General features: G+C 38.7%; 20 protein-coding genes. 17 read left to right on the top strand and 3 right to left on the bottom strand.

The window, feature by feature from the left end; all coding sequences use genetic code 11:
* Window positions 1-14 precede the first annotated feature (14 nt).
* The 3 genes from HX062_RS04220 (at window position 15) to purD (ending at window position 3716) form a co-directional block, all read left to right on the top strand.
* A complete protein-coding gene (locus HX062_RS04220; protein WP_182628364.1) occupies window positions 15-998 on the top strand; it encodes a UDP-glucuronic acid decarboxylase family protein in 984 nt (327 codons plus the stop codon).
* The gene (locus tag HX062_RS04215) at window positions 998-2347 is read left to right on the top strand and encodes an exopolysaccharide biosynthesis polyprenyl glycosylphosphotransferase (protein ID WP_286466518.1); all 1350 of its coding nucleotides are present in this window, start codon (window positions 998-1000) and stop codon (window positions 2345-2347) included. Before HX062_RS04220 ends, HX062_RS04215 begins: the two co-directional genes overlap by 1 nt.
* A 97-nt stretch (window positions 2348-2444) precedes the next feature.
* On the top strand, window positions 2445-3716 hold the full coding sequence (gene purD / locus HX062_RS04210; protein ID WP_182628362.1) for a phosphoribosylamine--glycine ligase: 1272 nt from the start codon (window positions 2445-2447) through the stop codon (window positions 3714-3716).
* Window positions 3717-3724: 8 nt separating this feature from the next.
* On the opposite strand, the gene HX062_RS04205 is transcribed toward purD, so the two are convergent.
* Complete coding sequence (locus HX062_RS04205) at window positions 3725-3955, bottom strand: DUF6341 family protein (protein ID WP_182628361.1); 231 nt, start codon at window positions 3953-3955, stop codon at window positions 3725-3727.
* 108 nt (window positions 3956-4063) lie between these two features.
* On the opposite strand from HX062_RS04205, the gene HX062_RS04200 reads away from it, so the two are divergent.
* Complete coding sequence (locus HX062_RS04200) at window positions 4064-5002, top strand: DUF6427 family protein (protein ID WP_286466517.1); 939 nt, start codon at window positions 4064-4066, stop codon at window positions 5000-5002.
* Here the strand turns inward: HX062_RS04200 and upp are convergent.
* Complete coding sequence (gene upp / locus HX062_RS04195) at window positions 4997-5650, bottom strand: uracil phosphoribosyltransferase (protein ID WP_182628359.1); 654 nt, start codon at window positions 5648-5650, stop codon at window positions 4997-4999. The genes HX062_RS04200 and upp overlap by 6 nt on opposite strands.
* 59 nt (window positions 5651-5709) lie before the next feature.
* On the opposite strand from upp, the gene HX062_RS04190 reads away from it, so the two are divergent.
* From HX062_RS04190 to HX062_RS04130, 13 genes are all read left to right on the top strand, one after another.
* Window positions 5710-6315, top strand: coding sequence for a DUF4254 domain-containing protein (locus HX062_RS04190; protein ID WP_182628358.1), 606 nt, complete (start codon window positions 5710-5712; stop codon window positions 6313-6315).
* Between the two features lie 228 nt (window positions 6316-6543).
* Window positions 6544-7545 (top strand): glycosyltransferase family 9 protein, encoded by a 1002-nt coding sequence (locus tag HX062_RS04185; RefSeq protein ID WP_430530056.1) that lies wholly within the window; start codon window positions 6544-6546, stop codon window positions 7543-7545.
* Between the two features lie 36 nt (window positions 7546-7581).
* The gene (locus tag HX062_RS04180; protein ID WP_182628356.1) at window positions 7582-8094 is read left to right on the top strand and encodes an adenine phosphoribosyltransferase; all 513 of its coding nucleotides are present in this window, start codon (window positions 7582-7584) and stop codon (window positions 8092-8094) included.
* A gap of 287 nt (window positions 8095-8381) precedes the next feature.
* Window positions 8382-9293 (top strand): hypothetical protein, encoded by a 912-nt coding sequence (locus HX062_RS04175; RefSeq protein ID WP_286466515.1) that lies wholly within the window; start codon window positions 8382-8384, stop codon window positions 9291-9293.
* Between the two features lie 504 nt (window positions 9294-9797).
* On the top strand, window positions 9798-10478 hold the full coding sequence (locus tag HX062_RS04170; RefSeq protein WP_286466514.1) for a GNAT family N-acetyltransferase: 681 nt from the start codon (window positions 9798-9800) through the stop codon (window positions 10476-10478).
* Window positions 10479-10495: 17 nt separating this feature from the next.
* A complete protein-coding gene (gene argG / locus HX062_RS04165) occupies window positions 10496-11692 on the top strand; it encodes an argininosuccinate synthase (RefSeq protein WP_430530051.1) in 1197 nt (398 codons plus the stop codon).
* Complete coding sequence (argC, locus tag HX062_RS04160) at window positions 11685-12662, top strand: N-acetyl-gamma-glutamyl-phosphate reductase (RefSeq protein WP_286466512.1); 978 nt, start codon at window positions 11685-11687, stop codon at window positions 12660-12662. Before argG ends, argC begins: the two co-directional genes overlap by 8 nt.
* Window positions 12663-12676: 14 nt before the next feature.
* Window positions 12677-13816 (top strand): aspartate aminotransferase family protein, encoded by a 1140-nt coding sequence (locus tag HX062_RS04155; RefSeq protein ID WP_286466510.1) that lies wholly within the window; start codon window positions 12677-12679, stop codon window positions 13814-13816.
* 11 nt (window positions 13817-13827) lie between these two features.
* Window positions 13828-14826, top strand: a complete 999-nt coding sequence (locus tag HX062_RS04150; protein ID WP_286466509.1) for a Rossmann-fold NAD(P)-binding domain-containing protein — start codon at window positions 13828-13830, stop codon at window positions 14824-14826.
* Between the two features lie 2 nt (window positions 14827-14828).
* Window positions 14829-15611: an acetylglutamate kinase gene (argB, locus tag HX062_RS04145; RefSeq protein WP_182628349.1), complete on the top strand. Its 783-nt coding sequence runs from the start codon at window positions 14829-14831 to the stop codon at window positions 15609-15611.
* 8 nt (window positions 15612-15619) lie between these two features.
* Window positions 15620-16681, top strand: coding sequence for a M20 family metallo-hydrolase (locus HX062_RS04140; protein WP_182628348.1), 1062 nt, complete (start codon window positions 15620-15622; stop codon window positions 16679-16681).
* A gap of 1 nt (window position 16682) precedes the next feature.
* On the top strand, window positions 16683-18014 hold the full coding sequence (gene argH / locus HX062_RS04135; protein ID WP_182628347.1) for an argininosuccinate lyase: 1332 nt from the start codon (window positions 16683-16685) through the stop codon (window positions 18012-18014).
* Window positions 18015-18075: 61 nt separating this feature from the next.
* The gene (locus tag HX062_RS04130) at window positions 18076-18648 is read left to right on the top strand and encodes a hypothetical protein (RefSeq protein ID WP_182628346.1); all 573 of its coding nucleotides are present in this window, start codon (window positions 18076-18078) and stop codon (window positions 18646-18648) included.
* Window positions 18649-18694: 46 nt separating this feature from the next.
* On the opposite strand, the gene HX062_RS04125 is transcribed toward HX062_RS04130, so the two are convergent.
* The gene (locus HX062_RS04125; protein ID WP_182628345.1) at window positions 18695-19747 is read right to left on the bottom strand and encodes a ferredoxin--NADP reductase; all 1053 of its coding nucleotides are present in this window, start codon (window positions 19745-19747) and stop codon (window positions 18695-18697) included.
* Window positions 19748-19792 lie beyond the last annotated feature (45 nt).

Raw genomic sequence — 19792 nt, 5'->3', positions numbered from 1 at the left:
AATGAATGTATAGGATGAAACGAATTTTAATAACAGGTGCAGCGGGTTTTTTAGGATCCCATTTATGTGATCGCTTTCTTGCGGAAGGGTTCTATGTCATCGGCATGGACAATTTAATTACGGGTGATCTAAAGAATATTGAACATTTGTTTGCAGAAGCTCATTTCGAGTTCTATCACCACGACGTAACTAAGTTTGTTCACGTACCTGGAGAGTTGGATTATATTCTTCATTTCGCATCGCCTGCAAGCCCGATTGATTATTTAAAAATTCCTATTCAGACACTAAAAGTCGGATCGTTGGGAACCCATAATTTATTGGGATTGGCACGTGTAAAAAAGGCCCGCATTTTGATTGCTTCTACGTCTGAAGTGTACGGAGATCCGTTGATTCACCCACAAACCGAAGAGTATTATGGCAATGTCAATAGCATTGGACCCAGAGGGGTGTATGACGAAGCTAAGCGTTTTCAAGAGTCGATTACCATGGCATACCATACCTTTCACGGCTTAGAAACGCGAATTGTTCGCATTTTTAATACCTATGGACCTAGAATGCGATTAAATGACGGAAGAGTAATCCCCGCATTCATTGGACAAGCATTAAGAGGAGAGCACTTAACTGTTTTTGGCGACGGAAGCCAAACGCGCTCTTTCTGTTATGTAGACGACCAAGTAGAAGGAATCTATCGCTTGCTACTTTCGGATTATAATTTGCCCGTAAACATAGGCAATCCTGACGAAATTACTATTTTGGATTTCGCACAAGAAATTATCCGATTGACGAATAGCGACCAAAAAATAATTTTTAAGGAGTTGCCAATAAATGATCCTTTACAGCGTTGTCCTGATATAAGCAAAGCCAAAAATATACTTGGATGGTCACCCAAAGTTGATCGTACAGAAGGGATGAAACGCACCCTAGCTTATTTTAAATCCTTTTCAAAAGAGGATCTAGCGCGAGAAGAACACAAAGATTTTTCTAACTACATTTATTGATGAGTAAAAAAGCAGGTAGATATTCTTACTTATTACGTCCACTTACGACGTGTATAGATTTAATAGCAATTAATGTACTCGCTCAGGTTTGGTTCTCCACAATCTCTGAGGGGCATTACCTATTCCATATTGTCTTGTCTATCGGATGGATAATCGCTGCGGTATTAAGCGACTATTACGAGGTGTATCGACATACCAAACTGGTGAGCATGGCGGAAAAAGTGTGCAAACAGTTCTTCTTTCAATTTATTTTAGTAGCCTCTTATAACGGTGTTTTCGATCGATTTGCCGAAGTAAACGATCTAATGGGATACTGTATTTCTATTTTTGCGGTTATCTGTACGGTAAAATTTACTATTTTCTTCCTTTTAAAGTACATCAGAAAATTTTTAGGAGGTAACTTTAGAAATATTGTCTTATTGGGCAGTGAAAAGGAAATTTGTGACTTAAAAAAGGTTTTGTTGAAAAGGAAAGATCTAGGTTACCGCATTGTCAATCACTTCTTTACTTTGGAAGATGCAAGCTTGGAAGACTTGAAACAATACCTTTCACAACATCAAGTAGACGAGATTTTTATGCAATTTTCTTTTACCAAAGAGAAAAATTTCTTGGCTATTTTGGAGTTTGCCGACAACAATATGATTACAGTAAGTTATATTCCCACGCAAAAGGATATATTAAATCACAATTTGTCTCTAGAATACTACGATCTAATCCCAGTAGTACCAAGGAGAGTAATTCCTTTAGACAAGCCGTATAACCAGTTGGTAAAACGCTTGTTTGACCTGGTTTTTTCTACGTTAGTCATTGTGTTTATTCTATCGTGGTTGGTTCCCTTAGTCGCTTTCTTAATTAAAAGAGAGTCCAAAGGCCCTGTATTCTTTAAACAAAAGAGAACGGGTTTAAACGACGAAGAGTTTTGGTGCTATAAGTTTAGATCCATGCATCTGAATGCGGATAGCGATCGCGAACAAGCGACGCGAAATGATCAGCGAATTACAAAAATTGGAACTTTTTTGCGAAAAACGAGTTTGGATGAGTTCCCACAGTTTATCAACGTTTTTTTGGGCAATATGTCCATCGTCGGACCTCGTCCACATATGGTGGTACACACCAAAATGTACTCCAAACGCGTGAACCGATTCATGTTGCGCCATCTTGTCAAACCAGGCATCACCGGAATGGCTCAAACACACGGCTATCGCGGTGAAATAGAAAATGATCGCGATATTATCAATCGCTTTAAATACGACTTATTCTACCTTGAAAATTGGTCGATCTTTTTGGATCTCAAAATTATTTACCTCACGGTTTACAACGTTTTTAAAGGAGAAGAAAAAGCGTATTAAATCTTTTTATCAACTTGTTCCTCTTATTCTTAGGAACTTTTTCTTTATTCGTTTTTTTATAATTATTTTTGAGCCTTAATAACAAACAACACAATTAATGAAAATTTTATTATTAGGTTCAGGTGGACGTGAGCATGCACTAACATGGAAAATGTTACAAAGCCCACATTGTGAAGCTGTATTTGTTGCCCCTGGTAACGCAGGAACAGCACAAATTGCCCAAAATATAGCAATCAATCCCAATGATTTTGAAGCGGTTAAAGAAGCGGTTATCACGCATCAAATCGATATGGTTGTGGTTGGACCAGAAGATCCTTTAGTAAAAGGAATTGTCGATTTCTTTAAACAAGATGCGAGTATTTGTCATATTCCTGTCATTGGTCCTTCAAAAAAGGCAGCTCAATTGGAAGGGAGTAAAGATTTTGCCAAGGAATTTTTGATTAAACACAACATTCCAACAGCGGCGTATCAAAGCTTTACCAAAGATACTGTAGAAGAAGGAAAGAAATTTTTGGAAACAGTAAAAGCACCATATGTGTTAAAGGCAGATGGACTAGCAGCTGGTAAAGGGGTCGTGATCTTGGAAGACTTGGACCAAGCCAAAGCAGAGCTAGAAAATATGTTGGTGGATGCCAAATTTGGCGACGCGAGTTCTAAAGTTGTTATCGAAGAGTTTTTATCGGGAATTGAATTGAGTTGTTTCGTATTAACGGACGGAAAATCATATAAATTACTGCCTACAGCAAAAGATTACAAGCGTATCGGAGAAGGAGATAAAGGTCTGAATACTGGTGGTATGGGAGCAGTTTCTCCAGTGCCATTTGCTACAGATGAATTCCTCAAAAAGATCGAAGATCGCATTGTAATTCCAACAGTGGAAGGAATCAAAAAAGATCAATTAGACTACAAAGGATTTATCTTTATCGGTATCATCAAAGTAGGTGATGATCCTTTTGTTATTGAATATAATGTTCGCATGGGAGATCCAGAAACAGAAGTGGTGATGCCTCGTGTAAAATCAGATTTAGTCGCTTTATTCCAAGCAATCGCGAAAGAAGAACTTGGGGCTGAAACAATTGAATTAGATCAGCGCAGTGCAACAACGGTGATGTTGGTTTCCGGTGGATACCCAGAAGAGTACGAAAAAGGAAAAGTAATTAGCGGTATAGAACAAGTAGAAGATTCTATTGTTTTTCACGCTGGTACAGCACTAAAAGACAATCAAATTGTAACCAATGGAGGTCGCGTATTAGCCGTTACTTCGTATGGAACTAGTTACGATGAGGCACTAAAAAAATCTTATCAAAACATAGATAAACTAAATTTCGATAAGATTTATTATCGTAAAGATATCGGTTTCGATCTTTAGATAGTTAACTACTTTAGAAATGAGTGGGCTGTTGTATCTTGCGTATCCTCATCCTTTGCTTTGAATAGTTGTAGTTGTTTTAACCAAAATACAAAATAGTAGCAAGTGATTAGGATGAAGATCCACGTAATGATGTTTGCAGTCCACCAGTTCTCAAGTTCTAGTTTTGCAAAGAAATCCATAGGAATGAAAAGAATTTTTTCAAACAAGAATCCTAAACCATTAAAAAATGAAGTCATTTTCCTTTATTTTTAAATTAGATAATATTATTTGAATTTTGTAATATTTAATACGAATACAAAATAGCCAAAGAAACAAATAGTACTACAAAAATATAAAATATATACATGTTAGCAAGTATTTTTAGTAAAACTAGACCGATTAACTATATCATGCTTACGCTTTTAATCGTAACAGGATACAGTTTATTCATTGGTTTAGATACCACTATTGAATGGACCTCTTTTGAAATGGTAAAGCGCAGTTGTGTTTTACTGCTGTTATTGTTGATGATATATCTGTCTCAATTCATTGTATCTAGGAATCGACTTGTTGATGATACAGGCTATGTGCCCTTGCTTTTTACTAGTTTTTTATTTCTATTTCCCACTTCCTTTGAGAATGTACGCGTCATTATTGCGAGTTATTTTATTCTCTTAGCGCTTCGTCGTATTTTGTCTTTACACTCGCTCAAACAATCAAAAGAAAAGATCTTAGATGCCTCACTTTGGATCTGTATTGCGAGTTTATTTCACTTTTGGAGTATTCTCTATCTGATTCTCTTGTTTTATGCGATTGCTTTTTTTGGCGCTAAGGACTATCGAAATTGGATTATTCCCCTTATTGCTTTTTTTGGAGCTTCGATTCTTTTAAGTCTTTATTTGCTTATTGAAGAAGTGCATTTTGTTAGTTGGTGGACGGATCGCGTACAAATTAGCTTTGATTTCATGTATTTCGACAATGTGTATCAAAATATTGCCTTAGCTGTTTTTGTCTCTGTTTGTCTATTATATGCAGTTTCTCAGGCGTTGGCCATCAAGAGTAGACCGTATAATATGCAAAACACCTACAAGAAAATCATACTTTCATTTCTTATAGGTGCTGCTATTTATGTAATATCCGCAGATAAATCAAACGGATTATTGGTGTTTACCTTCTTCCCGTTGGCAATTTTAGGTGCCAACTATATTGAAAGTATCCCACAAAAGTGGAGAAAAGAAGCCAATGTGTACAGTATTTTCGGTATTGGCTTGTATTTCTATCTTATGCAATTGATCATTTTATAATTTTTGACCATAAGCAAGATCCCCAGCATCTCCTAGCCCTGGCACAATATAATTGTGATCGTCTAATTTTTCATCTAAAGTAGCAACCCATAGGTGTACATTAGCAGGAAGATTTTCCTCTAAGTATTGGATTCCCTCTGGAGCAGCAATAACAACAGCTAGGTGAAGTTCTTTCGGTTTTTCTTCAGTCATTAACTTATGAATTACTGCAACAAGAGACTGTCCTGTAGCTAGCATGGGGTCAATCAATATCAAAATCTTATCTTGAAATGAAGGAGCTGCTTGGTATTCTACTAAGATCTCGCTAGCTTCCCCATGTTTTCCATGACGGCGGTAGGCGGAAACAAAGCCATTTTCGGCATCATCAAAAAAGTTCATAAAACCTGTATGTAATGCTAATCCAGCGCGTAGGATAGAACATAGCACAACGTTATCCTCAATGCAGGTGGTGTGTTTAGTGCCTAATGGGGTTTGAACATCAAGTGCTTTATAAGGTAAGGTCTTGCTCAATTCATAGGCCATTATTTCGCCAATGCGCTCAATGTTTTTTCTAAAACGCATGCTGTCTTGTTGAATGTTCACATCGCGAAGCTGGGCTAAGAAATGATTTAGAATGCTATTTTCCTCAGAAATATAGTGAATTTTCATAACGGTATAATTAGTACCATAAAAGTATTAAAACTATATTTGTAAATAAAATTATTCCTATGTTTTCAACATTAGCATTTCCAATATTCGAAGAGAGTATTCGCGACTATCATAAATACGATAATGTAGATCAGCCTATTAGCAATCCTTATCCGAAAGATGATATCAGACATTTATTATATCTAAAAAATTGGATTGATACGGTTCAATGGCATTTTGAGGATATTATCCGCGACCCACAGATTGATCCGGTTGCTGCTTTAGCGTTAAAGCGAAGAATTGATGCATCAAACCAAGAAAGAACGGACATGGTTGAATACATTGACAGCTATTTCTTGAACAAATACCAAGGGGTAAAAGTAAAAGAAGGAGCTAAAATCAACTCTGAAAGTCCAGCTTGGGCGATCGATCGTTTCTCTATTTTGGCTTTGAAGATTTACCACATGCGCGAAGAGGCAACTAGACCAGAAGCTACGCCAGAGCACCGTGCAAAATGTCAAGAGAAATTAGACGTTTTATTAGAGCAAAAACAAGATTTGTCTACGGCAATTGACGATCTACTCAACGATATCGCCAACGGAGATAAATACATGAAAGTGTACAAACAAATGAAAATGTACAACGACGAGGAATTAAATCCGGTATTGTATCAAAATAAAAAATAACCAAAAAAGGGAGTATAATCGTACTCCCTTTTTTTATGTTTCTACTTCGGCTGTGCTTGCAGGGCGAAAATGAAGAAAAGAACCCAGGGTTAAATATCATTTTTTTGTATCAGTAAAAAAAATTACTTTTGTTTGTTAAAGCGTGGATAATCACGCTTTTCTTGTTCCAAATAAAATCATAGTTTAGTGAAAGGGGTAGAACATATTGTTATTTTTAGATTATCAGCTATGGGCGATGTTGCCATGACTGTTCCAGTGATTCGCGCTCTAGTTGAGCAACATCCAAACCTTCGGGTTACTGTTGTTTCCCGTCCTTTTTTTAAACCTTTTTTCAAGGGTATTCAGCGCGTAGATTTCTTCTCTGTAGATGTCAAGAAAAAGCACAAAGGATTCTTGGGTTTGATTCGCTTGTATCAAGAGATCAAAAAGATGAAACCCGATTATTTTGCGGATTTTCACAATGTATTACGCGCGCAAATTGTGCGTACCCTATGCAAGTTTTCCGGCATACAGACCGCGGCATTAGACAAAGGTAGAGCAGCCAAAAAAGCGTTGACTCGCGCTGAAAATAAAGTGTTTCAACCTGTACAAACGATGGTTGAAAATCACGTTCAAACCTTGGGTAAACTTGGATTTACTGTTGAAATGCATACTCCTACTTTTCCCGTTGTTCCCAAATTAGCTCCAGAGCTAAAAGAGTTCTGCCAAGAAGAAGGCAAAACTTGGATTGGGATTGCTCCTTTTGCACAGTATGACAGCAAGGTTTATCCGCTGGATTTGATGCAAAAAGTAGTGGATGAACTAGCTGAACAAGAGAATTGCGTTATTTTCCTCTTTGGTGGGGGAGAGAAAGAAATTGCCTTGTTAAATCAATTGAAACGCGATAATTACAATGTCATTGTAATGGCAGGTAAAGTCAAGTTAGAGGTGGAGATGAACCTGATTCAACACTTAGATGTGATGTTGTCTATGGATTCTGGAAATGCACACATTGCGGCTATGTTAGGGGTAAAAGTCGTAACTTTGTGGGGCGCTACACATCCCTATGCGGGTTTTGCACCATTCAATCAGCCCATGTCGTATTGCCTTACAGCAGATCGCCAAAAATACCCGTTGTTGCCCACCTCAGTGTACGGCAATAAAGTGGTGGAAGGGTATGAAGATGCAATGCGTACCATCGACCCTATTCAGGTGTGTAGCAAGGTAATGTCCGTAGCACAAAGTAAATAAGTAATCAAGTCGTACAAAGCGCGAATACAGTAAATTATGAAGATAGAGCATTATATTAGAGATATTCAAGATTTCCCAAAAGAAGGAATTGGTTTTAAAGATATTACGCCACTTTTAAATGATGCATCAGCAATGGAAGCTGCAACGAAACAGCTTTTAGCATTGGTCGGCAATAAAAAAATAGATCGCGTTGTCGGTATGGAAAGCCGAGGGTTTTTCTTTGCCACCTTGTTAGCTAAAGAACTACATGCCGGATTTGTACCCGTTCGTAAACCGGGTAAATTGCCTTTTGATACCCTTGCCCAAGAATATCAGTTAGAGTACGGTACCGACATTTTGGAAATTCACGCCGATGCCATTAAACCTGGAGAAAAAGTGTTGATTCACGATGACGTTTTAGCTACAGGAGGTACTGCTGAAGCTGTATGCCGATTGGTAGAACGACTAGGAGGAGAAATTGTACAAGTAAATTTCTTAATGGAACTGTCGTTTTTACACGGGCGTGATAAATTAAAACCCTATGATGTAAAAAGCTTATTGCAATACTAATGGAAAATTAATTTCTCAGTGAATATAAAAAAAAGGATGTCGAAAGACATCCTTTTTTTTCTCGTATCAATGAATTAAATTGTAAAAAAACTGGTTTATAGTAAAATAGAAGATAGCAAATTTATATCGAAAGGAACTGTTTAATACTTTTGTTGCAATTGTAATCAGATACTAATCGATTTTTTTTGGATATAAAGAGTGTTTTTATCATTTGCGATAAAAATTATATGGGGATAATTCCGATAGGAAAAAGAAGTTATTTTTGTGCTAAATTTAATTAAAACAGCATGAAAAAGATTTTTAAAATGGTAGGGCTTTGCTTTATTGCTTGTCTTGCCTTCAATTGTACGTCTGATGATAATTCAATGGGCAAGCAAAAACCAGGAGAGGAAAAACCAGGGGAGGAGAAACCCGGAGAGGAGAAACCTGATGAAGAAACGCTATTTGTATTGGACCGCGTGGAAGAAACGGAGTATTCTTCTCATTACATGAGTGGAGAGCTGATAAAAACGGAACTTTTTAGCCAGACAACACATGTGTTTTCCTATAATCAAAAGAATCAAGTGACTGCAATTGAGAGCAATCAGTTAGATGAGATTCCTTTTGATGGAGGATACCTGAATAAAACAAAATCTACTATTACATACAACGATGCTAATTTGATCACAAGATTACATGTAGTAGATATTAGCAATAATGAGTCCTGGTACGATGAAACTTTTGAGTATAACAACCAAGGATTGCTTACGAAATCTTTTGAAGTAACCGAAGGTGAACTGAAAAACTACGGCTATAATGCAGAAAACAAAATTAGCACGATTACGACTAGTATGGATAACAGCCAGCATACGATAAACTACGAATACGACAGCAATGGAAATATAATCCATGCTTTTAATCCGACTGACAATGGAGAACAAGAATTTTTCACTTATGATGATAAATTGAATCCATATGCAAATATGAATATTAGTTTGCTATATGACAATTATGAATCTACCTACCCGTTAACCCTGTCAAAAATTGGAAAAAACAATGTTGTTACCTTTAAGGAGTATGAAGGTGTTGAGTGGGTTACGGAATACGAATTTAATTCACAAGGTTATCCAACTAAAGCAATAAGTTATTACAAGAATAATAAAGCGCTTATAGGAAATAGTAAAGTGTATACGTACAAGACGATAACAATCAAAAAATAAATCAATGCTAACTCAGCATGGAAAGAAAGGCTACTCTCGAAGTAGTCTTTTTTTTTTGGCTTGGTTTTTGTTTATTAGGATCTATCATTTATTTTTTAGTGTTTTATATTGCGCTATAATGAAATAATGTATTGATAATAAGTGTTTTGAAAATTAAATATTATTTTTTTTAAAAATGCTTGCATATTAAAATTATTATTAGAAAACTTTGTACCAACCCATCAGGGTATAGACGAGAAATGAAAAAAACAGTACAACATATTACGTTTTTGGCACACAGCATAGCTCCTGCTACTGCTGGGATTTTCTTGTTATCTACTTCGCGGTCATCGCGGTCACGGGCTTAATTTTTTAAGCATCCTTTATCTTTGGGCGCCTCACGGTCTCCCAACTCAATAAATCTATCCAATTTTTAATGTATTTCAACGAGATTGAAAGGGAGAATTCATGCGTTTGGCGGTTTTTTCTATTGGCTTTGTTGAATTCTAACTGTCTGTTTTTGAGATGAATTCAAATCAGTTTATCGTTATACCAGCGAATGAAACACACGTTGGTTATGCTACACAAATTTGCGAGGAAATGGCTCTTTCTGCTCAAGCTCGCGGTACGGGAATTGCTAGAAGGCAACCCGAATATGTGGCGAACAAAATGCTCGAAGGCAAAGCTGTGATTGCTTTACATCAAGATGGAACTTGGGCAGGATTTTGTTATATCGAGACCTGGAGTCATGGCGATTACGTTGCCAATTCTGGTTTGATAGTCAACCCCGTATTTCGAAAGGAAGGCTTAGCCAAAGCGATTAAAAAACGCATTTTTGAACTGTCCCGATCCACGTATCCACAGGCAAAAATTTTTGGATTAACCACAGGTCTCGCCGTAATGAAAATCAATTCTGATCTAGGCTATGAACCTGTTCCCTACTCCGAACTTACACAGGATGAGTCGTTTTGGAAAGGATGTGAAAGTTGTATCAACTTTTCAATTCTACAAAGCAAAGAACGAAAAAACTGCCTCTGTACTTCCATGTTGTGGGATCCTGTCGAAAAAGAAAGAGAATTGCGATCAAAAATCGATCAAAAGACAAAAGCAAAAGAACGATTAAAGGAAATGCAAAAGAAGTATTCGCTGCTGAAAAGATTGCAGATGAAGATTAAACAAACGGTGAAAAAAACACACCTATTTTAAATGTAACAATGAACAAGATGAACAAAAAAATAGTTTTAGCTTTTAGCGGTGGCCTTGATACTAGTTTCTGTGTCCTTTATTTAAAAGAAGAATTAGGGTACGATGTACACTCAGTCCTCGTCAATACAGGTGGTTTTTCCCCCGAAGAATTACAGACAATCGAAGCCAAAGCTTATGCGTTAGGAGTTGCCTCTCATACGACAATTGACCAGACGCAAGCGTATTACAACAACTGTGTCAAGTACTTGATTTTTGGCAATGTATTGAAAAATGCAGCATATCCACTGTCTGTTAGTGCAGAACGCGTATGTCAAGCGACTGCAATTGCACAGTATGCCAAGCAAATGAAGGCCAATGCGATTGCTCACGGAAGTACAGGTGCAGGAAATGATCAGGTTCGATTTGATATGATTTTCAATATTTTATTGCCCGATGTGACGATTGTTACTCCGATTCGCGATTTAAAACTAAGCCGAGAGGAAGAGATCGCCTACTTAGAGAAACAGGGCGTAACAATAAATGCAGAAAAAGCAAAATATTCTATTAACCAAGGGTTGTGGGGAACTTCAGTAGGTGGAAAGGAAACGTTAACTTCTAACCTATATTTACCAGAAGAAGCCTGGCCAACTCCAGTGACCAAGACAACCGAGGAGGTTGTTGAGATTGTGTTTGATCACGGAGAGCCAGTAGCACTGAATGGTGTTACCATGAATCCTACTGAAGTGATCCAACAACTACAAGCCTTAGCCCAGCCCTTTGGCATAGGACGTGATATTCACGTGGGGGATACCATTATCGGAATTAAGGGCAGAGTAGGTTTTGAAGCTGCTGCTCCACTAATCTTAGTCAAGGCGCATCACACCCTTGAAAAACATACCTTAACCAAGTGGCAGTTGAGTTGGAAAGAACAACTAAGTTCAAGTTATGGCAACTTCTTACACGAAGGACAGTTCCACGATCCCATTATGCGCGACATGGAAGCTTTTTTGTTGAGTACGCAAAAAACCGTTAGCGGTAAAGTCTGGGTTGCACTTTATCCTCATCGTTTTGTCGTTCAAGGAATTGAATCAAAACACGATTTAATGTCTAATGACTTCGGGAGCTACGGCGAGATGAATAATTCTTGGACTGGTGAAGATGTAAAGGGATTTTCAAAAATATTTGGTAATCAAGTGATGATTTGGCACAAAGTAAATACACAAGACGATGAGTAAAGACAAAATTACAGTTGGCATTGTAGGTGGTGCAGGCTATACAGGCGGTGAGCTTTTGCGTTTATTGCTGTTGCATCCCTTTGTAGAACTAGCTTTTGTGCATTCGAATAGCCATGCCAATCAACCCATTCACAGCGTACATACTGACTTGTTTGGCGATACGGATCTGCTATTTACCAAGGAACTATCAGCAACTGTTGACGTCGTTTTTCTGTGTGTAGGACATGGGGATGCTATGGCATTTTTGCAAAAACACCCCTTTGGCAAAGAGGTGAAAATTATCGACCTAAGTCAGGATTTTAGGCTAAAGTCGCAGGAGAACCCCTTTGTATATGGCTTGCCTGAGTTAAATCGAACCCAGCTAAAAGTAGCACAATATGTCGCTAATCCAGGTTGTTTTGCAACGGCGATTCAATTGGCTTTGCTCCCTCTGGCGCAACAACAAATGTTGTCTGATTCTATTTACATACAAGCCGTTACGGGTTCTACTGGTGCGGGTCAAGGCTTAGCCTCTACCTCTCATTTTAGCTGGAGAGCCAATAATACCTCAGTCTATAAAGCTTTCACCCATCAACATTTGGCAGAAATAGGTGCTAGTTTAACACAGCTGCAACACAAGGGAATACCTTCAATTAAGTTTATTCCAGAACGAGGGGATTTTACAAGAGGAATTTTTGCACGTGTGGTGCTCAGCTCCTCTTTGGAGTTAAGCGAGCTGCAAATGCTGTATGCAAATTACTATGCGTCTCATCCTTTTACTCATTTTAGTGCGGAAGGAATTCACCTGAAACAAGTAATAAACACCAATAAATGCTTGATTTCGATTGAAAAACACCAAAATGATGTGTTGATTACCAGCGCCATCGACAATTTATTGAAAGGAGCTTCTGGACAAGCCGTTCAAAATATGAATCTATTATTCGGATTAGACGAAAAAACAGGTTTAATGCTAAAAGCGTCTGCTTTTTAAAAAAACGACCCATTATGATGAAATTATATGATGTATATCCTTTACACCCAATTGAAATTGTCAAAGGACAGGGAAGTTATGTCTTCGATGCAAACGGACAAGCCTATTTGGATCTCTATGGAGGTCATGCGGTTATATCCATTGGACATACACATCCTCACTATGTAAAGGCTCTAAAAGCGCAATTGGACTTGGTAGGATTTTACTCCAATTCGATTGAGATTCCTCTTCAACAACAGTTAGCTACCCTATTGGGAGAGGTTGGAGGGATTGCCGCTTATCAATTGTTTTTGTGTAATTCAGGAGCAGAAGCCAATGAAAATGCACTAAAGCTCGCTTCGTTTCACAATGGAAGAAAAAAGGTAATTGCCTTTACAGCTGCATTTCACGGACGAACCTCTCTAGCAGTTGCTACCACGGCTAACCCCAAGCTAAGTGCACCAATAAATGAAACGGACCAAGTGATATTCCTACCATTTAATGATGAACAAGCACTAGAGTGTGCATTTGCCTCCTATGGAGAGGAGGTTACGGCTGTCATAATTGAAGGTATTCAAGGTGTAGGAGGTATTCAAGTTGCTACACCGGCATTTTTACAGAAGATTAGGGCCTTAACCAAGCAGTATGGCGCTGTTTTTATTGCTGATGAGATTCAATGTGGATACGGTAGAACGGGGTCTTTTTACGCCGTCCATGATGCGGGTGTTCAAGCGGATATATATACCATGGCCAAGGGGATGGGCAACGGTTTTCCTATGGGCGCCTTAGCAATTTCACCTGAGTTCAAACCGTGGCACGGCCAATTGGGTACTACCTTTGGTGGGAATCACTTGGCTTGTGCAGCTGCATTGGCCGTTTTGGAAGTGATGCAACAAGAACAATTACTGCAACAAGCCAAAACAATAGGGAATTATTTGTTGAATGAGCTCAGCTCTTTTGATAGAATTCAAGCTGTGAGAGGAAAAGGACTAATGATAGGCATTGACCTCCCTGTTGAACTAAATAATATGCGCCAAGATTTGCTGTTTAAAGATCACATTTTTACTGGAAATGCAAGTCCTAACGTCATTCGTTTACTGCCGGCTTTGAATCTTACCAAAGGCGATGCAGACCTATTTTTAACCAAATTCAGTAAGAGAATACAACAATATTAATAGGAGAACCGATGAAACAGTTTTTTTCAATACACGATCTACCTTCCTTATCTGAGGCAATACACAGCGCAATGGCATGCAAGGCTAATCCGTTTCAAAATGAACATTTGGGAAAACGCAAAGTCTTGGGGTTGGTGTTTTTAAATCCGAGTTTGCGTACACGTATGAGTACACAAAGAGCGGCTATGAATCTCGGCATGGACGTGATGGTAATGAATATGACCTCTGAGGGTTGGGCGCTGGAAACAAACGACGGTGTGGTCATGAATGGAAATACGGCAGAGCACATCAAAGAGGCCGCTGCTGTAATGGGACAATATTGTGATATTCTAGGTTTGCGCTCTTTTCCAGGGTTACAAAATGCTGAAGAAGATTATAGTGAAACTCTTTTTCACAAATTTGTACAATACTGTGGAAAGCCTGTAGTGAGCTTAGAAACAGCAACAAGACACCCTTTACAGAGTTTTACTGACTTAATCACTATTGTCGAGCACGGCAATTTCCAGTATGACGAAGTGACAAAGAAATACGTTCCATTGAAAAAGAGACCAAAGGTCGTTTTAACTTGGGCCCCTCACGTTAAATCTCTGCCACAAGCAGTACCCAATTCATTCGCTGAATGGATGTTACAAGCGGAAAAAGAAGGATTAATTGACTTCGTTATCACCCATCCGGAGGGCTATGCCCTAAAAGGAGAATTCACTCAAAGTGCAACTTGTACAACCAATCAAGAGGAAGCCTTGGAAGAAGCTGACTTTGTTTACGTTAAAAATTGGTCTAGCTATGAAAATTATGGGCAGATTACGTGTACGGATCCTTCGTGGATGTTGACCTTGGAACATTTGAAAGCCACTAATCAAGCAAAAGTAATGCACTGTTTACCTGTCAGACGCGATTTGGTTCTCGCTGCGGAAGTCTTGGATAGCCCACATTCACTTGTTGTGGAAGAAGCGGGGAATAGAGTATGGGCTGCACAAGTGGTTTTACAAGAAATGTTGAAAAATAAATAAAGATGCAAAAACTAACAGTAATTAAGATAGGTGGAAATATTGTAGATGATGCAAAAGCATTAAGCGATTTTTTAACTGCTTTTGCTCAATTGGATACACTAAAAATTTTAGTACATGGAGGAGGAAAAATAGCGACTAAATTGGCGGATTCCCTGGGTATTCCTACTGAAATGGTAGAGGGTAGACGCATTACTTCCGAAGACATGTTAGCGGTTACTGTTATGGTTTATGCAGGATGGATTAACAAGCAAATTGTCGCCCAATTGCAAACAAGAAACTGTGATGCCCTTGGTGTTTCAGGCTCGGATGCTCAGTTGATTACTAGTCAAAGACGTCCTGTAACGACCATAGATTATGGTTTTGTTGGTGATTTTACCCCTGAAGAGGTCAATGGCAAACGTTTGAAACAATTGCTAGAACTAGAACTTTGCCCTGTTTTTTCGGCGATAACAGCGGATCAACAAGGACAACTATTGAATACAAATGCGGATACAATTGCCTCAAATTTAGCAATTGCCTTGGCAAGACATTATCAAGTTGATTTGGTTTACTGTTTTGAACGCAAAGGAGTATTACGAGATATACACGATGATTCATCTGTAATTCATACGATTAACCCGCTTATTTTTAATCAACTAAAAGAGGAGGGGGTAATAGCAACAGGGATGGTGCCCAAGATTGCCAATGCGCTTGCGGCTGTTGAACGAGAGGTGTATCGCGTTTGCATTAAACAAGCACAAGATCTTCTAGATCCCATGGCAGGAACAACGATTAGCCACTATTAACTAAAAAAATGAAAAACGAAAGAAGTATACAAGCAATAAAACTGCTAGAGAAATTAATTGCAACTCCCTCTTTTAGTAAAGAAGAAGATCAAACGGCGACGCTATTGGCTAAATTTTTAACAGATCAGGGGGTGGAAGTACATCGCGAACTCAATAATGTTTGGGCGTTTAATCAACAGTACGATGCGAGTAAACCGACAATTCTGTTGAATTCTCACCACGATACGGTACGTCCAAATCAGGATTACACCCGAGATCCCTTCATGCCTACGCACAGTGAGGGTAAATTATACGGATTGGGGAGCAATGATGCAGGGGGCTGTTTAGTCTCGTTGTTGGCTACTTTTCTCCACTTTCACAAGCAAGAAAATTTGAAATACAATTTTTGTATTGCCGCTACTGCTGAAGAGGAAATCTCTGGGACAGCTGGTTTGGAGTACGTTCTTCCCAAGTTAGGAAACTTGGATTTTGCCATTGTGGGCGAACCTACACAGATGCATTTGGCAATAGCAGAACGTGGGTTGATGGTATTGGACTGTGTTGCGAGGGGACGCTCTGGTCACGCCGCGCGAAATGAAGGCGAAAATGCTATTTTCAAGGCTATTGAAGCTATCAATTGGTTTAATACCTACCAGTTTCCTAAAGTATCAGAAGAATTTGGACCAATTAAGATGAGTGTGACTATGATTCAGGCTGGAACCCAACACAATGTTATTCCTGCTACTTGTTCATTTGTAGTGGATATTCGCGTCACCGATGCCTATACAAATGAGGAGGTATTGGAAATCGTACAACAACAGGTGGATTGTGAGGTGGATGCGCGTTCAACGCGTTTAAAACCCTCCTCTATAGCTAAAGAACATCCGATTGTACAAGCGGGTATTCAATTGGGACGTAATACCTATGGTTCTCCCACAACTAGTGATCAAGCTTTGTTAGCTATTCCTTCTTTAAAGTGTGGCCCTGGTCATTCTGCACGGTCGCATACGGCGGATGAATATGTGTATATCGAGGAGATAGAACAGGGCATAAGCCTGTATATTGAAATGTTGAATCAAATTGTGAAGTAAAATGAAATTATGGCAAAAAAACACAGCAGTAGATCAAGCGGTTGAAGCATTTACTGTTGGTCAAGATAGAACGTTGGACATGAATTTAGCCTCTTTTGATGTGCTAGGGTCTTTGGCGCATACCCAGATGTTACAACAAATAGGGTTGCTGTCGGCAACTGAATTAGCCACTATTCAGAAAGAGTTAAAGGCTATTTATCATGAGATCGTAGCGGGAACTTTTCAGATTGAAGAAGATGTGGAGGATATTCACTCCCAAGTCGAATTGCTTTTGACGAGAAGAATCGGCGAGGCAGGAAAAAAAATACATGCAGGGCGTTCTAGAAATGATCAGGTTTTGGTCGATTTGAAGTTGTATTTCCGCCATGAAATTGAAAGTGTGGTGCAACAGGTGAAAGGTGTTTTTGAAACGTTTCAACAATTGAGCAATCAACATAAAGCGGTGTTAATGCCAGGCTATACTCATTTGCAGGTGGCAATGCCTTCTTCTTTTGGACTGTGGTTTGGGGCATATGCCGAGAGTTTAGTCGATGATTTAGAAATGATGTTAGCCGCTTGGAAGGTGGTCAATAAAAACCCTTTAGGTTCAGCAGCGGGCTATGGTTCTTCTTTTCCCCTAGATCGACAATTGACGACAGAACTCCTGGGCTTCCAATGTATGAATTACAACGTCGTTTACGCACAAATGGGAAGAGGAAAAAGCGAACGATTAGTAGCACAAGCACTGGGGGCTATTGCTGCTACGCTTAGTAAGTGGGCAATGGATTGTTGCTTGTATATGAGCCAGAATTATAATTTTATCGCCTTTCCAGATCAACTAACCACAGGCTCGAGCATTATGCCACATAAAAAGAATCCCGATGTATTGGAATTGATTCGCTCGCGTTGCAATAAAATACAAGCCCTACCCAATGAAATTGCCTTTATGACAACCAATTTACCCTCAGGTTATCACCGTGATCTGCAATTGCTCAAGGAAAATCTTTTCCCAGCGTTTACTTCGTTAAAAGAATGTCTAGCCATGACACAATTGATGTTGGAACACCTGCAAGTAAATCCAACAATTCTAGCAGATGCGAAGTACGATTACCTTTTTAGTGTTGAGGTAGTGAATGATTTGGTCTTAAAAGGAATACCCTTTAGAGAAGCCTACAAACAAATTGGATTAGCAATTGAAGAAGGTACCTATCAACCCGTTAAAAAGGTTGAGCATACCCATCAAGGTAGTATTGGACATTTGATGAATGACGAAATTAAAAATGAATTTGAATGGGTAGTGAATGCCTTTGACTTCAAAGGCATAAAAGATAAATTAATGCGTTTGGTATTGTAATTTTTTTTTGAATTAGGTTTATATTCTTTTTTAATTTAATTTTATGTTAAATAGTTAGAATATGAGACATATAAGAATTTTCATCTTGTTATTAATAATCCCTTTTATTGCTAGTTGCTCCTCAGATGAGGACTCACAAGGGTATGATGCTGTTTTCAATTCCGAATATACTCCTTTGACGGATCTTTCTGAACTGGGAAAAGCTAGTTATTTTTATGCGGGAATTAAAATAGAAGGTAGAAACGTAGGGTTCTTGCCTAGTGATTCAGACAGTTGTTTGAAAGAAGATATGTTGACACCTATCTACGATGAGCATGATAATTTTGTTCGTTTAGAGTATAGACGACACGAAAAAAAATGTGTGGGTGGTTTCGCAGAGATTCACATGGTACAAAACAACATCGTTAGACCGGGTTATCTGTTTACAAATTTAAATTTAATTGGAGGTTTTGTTATTGACCCGCTAACGGGAGGTAAAATAGAAGCTCCGACTACACAATCAAAAAAGTATAAAGGAGAATTAGAAATTGGCTTTCAAGCGGGCTATCTTCGAATAGAAGACCAATTGTCTCATTATACACGTCCAGGAGGGATGAAAAAGGTGTATATCTATCTTCGAAGATCAGATAAATAGTCTAGGATTGTAATAAAAAATGCTGAGAGAATCTCAGCATTTTTTATTAAATATCATCGTAGTTGATGTGAATTTCATCTGAAGTGACAATTGCCTGACACGACAAAATTAATCCTTCAGCAACTTCATCATCTGTAAGAATACTATTGCGCTTCATCGTTGCAGATCCTTTGGTCACTCGACACATACAAGAGCTGCAAATTCCACCTTGACAAGAGTATGGCGCATCTATGCCTGCTTCTAATACACCATGTAATAGCGCTTGACTTTTCGGCATTTCAAAGCTCGATTCTTCATCGTCAACAATAACCGTAACTCTTGTGCTACCTCCTTGGGATTCTATAGGATTATTTCCATCGGTATTAGGAGTGAAAATCTCAAATAAAATGTTGTCCTTCTCCACGCCTTTCGATTGAAGGGTTTCACTTACCAGGTCAATCATATCTTCTGGCCCACACAAGAAAAAGCTCGAAAAAGTTTTGTCTTGGTGTTTGTTGTTAACTACAAAATTGATCGCTGCTTTGTCAATGCGACCGAAAAGCGAATCCCCTTCTCGCATCCTCGAATATACGAAGTGAACGTAAAGCCTTTCAGGGTATTGCTCCTGAAGCTTGTGTAATTGTTCGTGGAAAATGGTCTCTTCTCTTGATTTATTTCCGTAGACTAAAACAAAGGTGCTGTTTGGCTCCTGGGTTAAGACACTTTGCAAAATGGACATAACAGGCGTAATACCACTACCAGCAGCAAAAGCCGCATAATTAGCCGTTACCTCTGGATTGGGGGTAAATGTAAAACGCCCTTCTGGAGCCTCTACTGCTAATTGATCACCAACTTTCAACTCTTCATTAGCATAGGTGGAAAACACACCTTGCTCTACTTTTTTTACCACAATGCGAATCTCTCCACTTTGCGGGGTCGAACAGATCGAATAAGCTCGTCTTATCTCTTTGCCGTTATGTTCATAGCTAATATTGAGATATTGCCCAGCAACAAAGGTATACTCCTGTTGAAAGGATGCCGGAACATCCAATGCAATAGATACCGCATGTGGAGTTTCTCTTCGAATCTCTTTTACCGTTAAATTGTTGAATCTTGACATGGTTTAGTTCTGTTTATTTTGGGCAAAAATACAAAACCCGTGGAG

Origin of the sequence: Myroides sp. DF42-4-2, assembly GCF_030326445.1 — a bacterium.
In the GTDB taxonomy this organism is placed as follows: Bacteria; Bacteroidota; Bacteroidia; order Flavobacteriales; family Flavobacteriaceae; genus Flavobacterium.
Note: the sequence above shows the minus strand (reverse complement) of the source record. Positions and strands in the feature narration are given on the sequence as shown.